This window comes from Brevundimonas sp. (genome assembly GCF_004210735.1).
Lineage (GTDB): Bacteria > Pseudomonadota > Alphaproteobacteria > Caulobacterales > Caulobacteraceae > Brevundimonas.
The window spans coordinates 1-4,316 of the sequence record NZ_SDZL01000102.1 but is presented as its reverse complement, the minus strand read 5'-3'; the positions used below and the strand labels follow the sequence as shown (position 1 = coordinate 4,316).

At 69.5% G+C, this 4,316-nt stretch carries 4 protein-coding genes; all 4 read left to right on the top strand.

Annotated features, from left to right (window positions below; all coding sequences use genetic code 11):
- Window positions 1-236: 236 nt before the first annotated feature.
- Entirely contained in the window at window positions 237-1,181 is a 945-nt protein-coding gene (locus tag EON91_RS14010) for a D-alanine--D-alanine ligase (RefSeq protein ID WP_292095955.1), read from the top strand.
- Entirely contained in the window at window positions 1,169-2,059 is an 891-nt protein-coding gene (locus EON91_RS14005; RefSeq protein ID WP_292095953.1) for a cell division protein FtsQ/DivIB, read from the top strand. Before EON91_RS14010 ends, EON91_RS14005 begins: the two co-directional genes overlap by 13 nt.
- Window positions 2,060-2,082: 23 nt before the next feature.
- Window positions 2,083-3,408 carry a cell division protein FtsA gene (gene ftsA / locus EON91_RS14000; RefSeq protein ID WP_292095950.1) on the top strand — a complete coding sequence of 442 codons (1,326 nt, stop codon included), beginning with the start codon at window positions 2,083-2,085 and terminating at the stop codon, window positions 3,406-3,408.
- Window positions 3,409-3,626: 218 nt separating this feature from the next.
- On the top strand, window positions 3,627-4,316 hold a 690-nt coding region (ftsZ, locus tag EON91_RS13995; protein ID WP_292095948.1), incomplete at its 3' end, for a cell division protein FtsZ.

The window sequence follows — 4,316 nt, the reverse complement described above, 5'->3', positions numbered from 1 at the left end:
GGGTGGGGGCGGCCAGGCCAATCAGACGCGACCCCTCTCAATCCTCCCCCGTTGCACGGGGGAGGATTGAGAGGGGTCGCGTCTGATTGGCCTGGCCGCCCCCACCCGGCTTCGCCCTGCGGGCTCAGCCACCCTCCTCGGGACGGGGAGGGAGAATTTGCGCCCGGACCCCTATTCGTTTCCGGCTGGTTAACCCTAAGACTGGCACACGGGTGGGCTAGACTTCGGATCGTTCCATGCGCACGCCCTCAAAGCCCCTGGCCGAACTTCATGTCGCCGTCCTGATGGGCGGCGTCTCGTCCGAGCGCGAGGTGTCGTTGTCGTCGGGCGCGGGTTGCGCCGACGCGCTGGAGGGGCAGGTCGGCAAGGTGTCGCGCATCGACGCGGGGCGCGATCTGGCCCAGGTGCTGGCCGAACTGAAACCCGATGTCGTCTTCAATGCCCTGCATGGCGAATGGGGCGAGGACGGCTGCGTCCAGGGCATCCTGGAGACGCTGCAGATTCCCTATACCCACTCGGGCGTGCTGGCCTCGGCCCTGGCCATGGACAAGGACAAGTCCAAGGCGGTGCTGGCGGCGGCGGGCGTGGTGGTGCCGGGCGGCGGCCTGTTCGAGCGGATGGAGGTGGCCAGGCGTCACCCGATCGCCCCGCCCTATGTGATCAAGCCGAACGCCGAGGGATCATCCGTCGGCGTCTATGTGGTGCAGCCGGGCGACGAGCCCTGCGCCGCCGTGGGCGAGGCGAGCTGGACCTATGGCGAACGGGTGATGGTCGAGCCGTTCATCCCCGGCAAGGAGCTGGCGGTGACGGTGCTGGGCGAGGCGACGGGGTCGCGCGCGCTGACGGTGACGGACATCACGCCCAAGAAGGGCTTCTATGATTATGAAGCCAAATACGCGCCGGGCGGGTCCAGCCACGTCCTGCCGGCCGAAATCCCCAGCCGCGCCTTCGAGACGGCGTTGCGTCAGGCCGAGCTGGCGCATGCGGCGATGGGCTGCCGGGGCGTGTCGCGATCCGATTTTCGTTATGACGATGTTAAGGACGTTCTCGTTCTTCTGGAGGTCAACACCCAGCCCGGTATGACGCCGACCTCGCTCAGTCCCGAGCAGGCCGCCCATGTGGGGATGAGCTATAAAGACCTGGTCCGGTGGATGGTGGAGGACGCCTCATGCCCGCGGTAGTGCGCGGCGGTCGGCGACAGGGTTCGAGTAACGGCCCCAAGCGCGCCCAGCCGGGTCGCAAGGGCGGCGGACGCGGCCCGGCGCCGCGCAATGCGCCGGCCGTGCCCGGCAAGGTGGCCGCCATCGGGCGGCTGGACCTGTCGCCCCACGCCGTCGTCATCAGCATCGCCGCGGGGGTTCTGGTTCTGGCCGGGGTCCTGTTCACGGGGTCGCGCGCGGACCGGATCGGGGCGTCGCTGTCCGATGGCCTGGACCGCACCACGGTCGGCATGGGTCTGGCGCTGAAGCGCGTTCACGTCGCCGGCGCCTCGCCCGAGGCCACGCCCGCGATCCAGCGCGCGCTGCAGGTCCATTCCGGCCAGCCGATCACCCGCCTGGACCTGAACGCCCTGCGCGAGCGGGTCGAGCAGGTGGGCTGGGTCAAGGAGGCGCGGGTGGTTCGCCTGCTGCCCGACACCCTGATCGTGGAAGTCACCGAACATGACCGTCTGGCCGTCTGGCAGGCGGGCGGGCAGGCCAGCGTCATCGACGGCCAGGGCCGCGTCATCAGCGGCGCCGACGCCGGGCGCTATCCGCAACTGCCGCTGGTGGTGGGCAAGGGGGCGGATACGGCGGCGGCCGAGATCCTGCCGCTGATCGCCCAGCGCCCGCGTCTGATGAGCCGGGTCGAGGCGCTGGTGCGCGTCGACGAACGCCGCTGGGACCTGCGGCTCAAGGACGGCAGTCTGATCCAGCTGCCGGCCATCCGTCAGGAGGCGGCCCTGATCCAGCTGGATGCGCTGGACCAGCGCGAGCGCCTGCTCGACCTGGGCTTCGCCCGCGTGGATCTGAGAACGCCCGAGGAGGTCGCCGTCCGACCTTCGGCCGGGGAAGCTTGAGCAGGACGGGGCGAGAACGACCGATGGCGGGGCGCAAGGGAGAAACGGCCGGCGAGGCAAGCAGGGTGGCGAACCGCGCCCCTGTGGTGGCGGCGCTCGATCTGGGGCAGGCCAAGGTCGCCTGCTTCATTATGAAGCCTGAGGGCGTGCGCCATGCCGACCGCACCATCCGCGTCGCCGGGGCCAGCCACGTCCAGTCCAAGGGCGTGAAGGGCGGCGCCATCGTCAATATGGACGAGGCGGCCCAGGCCATCGGCCACGCGGTCGAACGCGCCGAGCGCGCGGCGGGATCGCCGGTGTCGGGCGTCGTCGTCACCACGGCCATCGGCCAGATGGCCAGCCACAGGGTTCAGGCCCGCGTCTCGCTGGGCGCCAATCCGGTCGGGGACGCCGATCTGGCGCGCGCCATCGGCATGGCGCTGGCGCAGATCCGCCTGCCGAACCGCCGCCCGATCCATGTCCTGCCGATCGGCTGGTCGGTAGACGGCGCGCGCGGCGTACATGATCCACGTTCGATGCGGGGCGGATCGCTGGGGCTGGATCTGCTGGTCGTGTCGATGGCCGAGAGCGCCTTCAACTCGCTGAGCCATTGTCTTGAACTGGCGCACCTGGACCTGCAGGGCGTGGCCGCCGCGCCGGTGGTGTCGTCGCTGGCCGCGCTGGAAGACGACGAGATGGACCTGGGCTGCGTCTGCATCGACATGGGCGGCGGCTCGACCAGCGCCGCCGTGTGGGGCGGGCGCAGTCTGCTGCATATCGAGAGCCTGAACGTCGGCGGCGATCACGTCACCAGCGACATCGCGCGCGGCCTGTCGACATCCCGCGCCGGGGCCGAGCGGCTGAAGACGCTGCACGGCTCGGCCATGGCGTCGCCGAACGAGGACCGCGAAATGCTGGAGGCGCCGCCGCGCGGCGAGGACGCCTCGGCCGGACCGGTGATCGTGCCGCGCTCGATGCTGAAGACCGTCATCGCCCCGCGGGTGGAAGAGACGCTGGAGCTGCTGCGCGACCGGCTGCGCAATGCGGGCGTAGCCGTCGATCCGGGCGCGGGCATCGTGCTGACCGGCGGGGCCAGCCAGCTGAACGGCGTGCGTGAACTGGCGGTGCGGGTGTTCGATCGCCCGGTGCGCCTGGGCAAGCCGCAGCGCGCGCCCCACCTGGCCGACGCCGCGTCGGGCCCGGCCTTCTGCTCGGCCGCCGGGGTGCTGCTGCGCGCCGCCTATGGCCCACGCGAGGCGGTGTCGGCGCGCAAGTTGATGAGCCGTCAGATCACCGCCGCCGATGCTCCGCGCGTGCATCGCGGCAATGTGGTCGCGCGGGCGGCGGGGTGGTTGCGCGACAACCTTTGACGGCCGACCGAAAGCTGTGCGGGAACAAGGCTGTGGATGGCGCTGCAAATATCGCGCCATGGTTAACGAAAAGCCTTGTGTCCCGGCCGACTCGCGCTAACCGGTAACACTCCCTTAACGCGTTCGGGCGTTTCCTTAACGCGCTCATAACCAAGGCGATTCGGCGGGGCTTTTTGCCTTGGTTGCAACAAGGGGCAGGGTCGGAAGGTCGGATTAATATGTCTCTCTCGCTGGTGAAGCCGCAAGCCACGGAACTGAAGCCCCGCATCGTCGTGTTCGGCGTCGGCGGCGCAGGCGGAAACGCCGTCAACAACATGATCGACGCCGGCCTTGAAGGGGTCGAGTTCGTCGTCGCCAACACCGATGCGCAGCACCTGTCGTTCGCCAAGACCGACCGCCGCATCCAGCTGGGCGAGACCATTACGCAAGGCCTGGGCGCCGGCGCACACCCCGAAGTCGGCATGAACGCCGCCGAGGAGAGCGCGGACGAGATCCATGCGCACCTGGAAGGCGCGCACATGATCTTCATCACCTGCGGCATGGGCGGCGGCACCGGCACCGGCGCGGCCCCCGTCATCGCCAAATGCGCCCGTGATCGCGGCATCCTGACCGTCGGCGTGGTGACCAAGCCCTTCACCTTCGAAGGCCGTCACCGCATGCGTCTGGCCGATGCGGGCATCGCCGAGCTGCAGCGTTATGTCGACACCCTGATCGTCATTCCGAACCAGAACCTGTTCCGCGTCGCCAACGAGCGCACGACCTTCGCCGACGCCTTTGGCATGGCCGACCAGGTGCTGCACTCGGGCGTCCGTTCGATCACCGACCTGATGATCCTGCCGGGCCTGATCAACCTCGACTTCGCCGACGTTCGCGCCGTCATGTCCGAAATGGGCAAGGCGATGATGGGC

Bases quoted from the DNA above. Each gene is read 5' to 3' on its own strand.
- ftsA (WP_292095950.1), top strand. From the start codon at position 2,083: ATGGCGGGGCGCAAGGGAGAAACGGCCGGCGAGGCAAGCAGGGTGGCG.
- EON91_RS14010 (WP_292095955.1), top strand. From the start codon at position 237: ATGCGCACGCCCTCAAAGCCCCTGGCCGAACTTCATGTCGCCGTCCTG.
- EON91_RS14005 (WP_292095953.1), top strand. From the start codon at position 1,169: ATGCCCGCGGTAGTGCGCGGCGGTCGGCGACAGGGTTCGAGTAACGGC.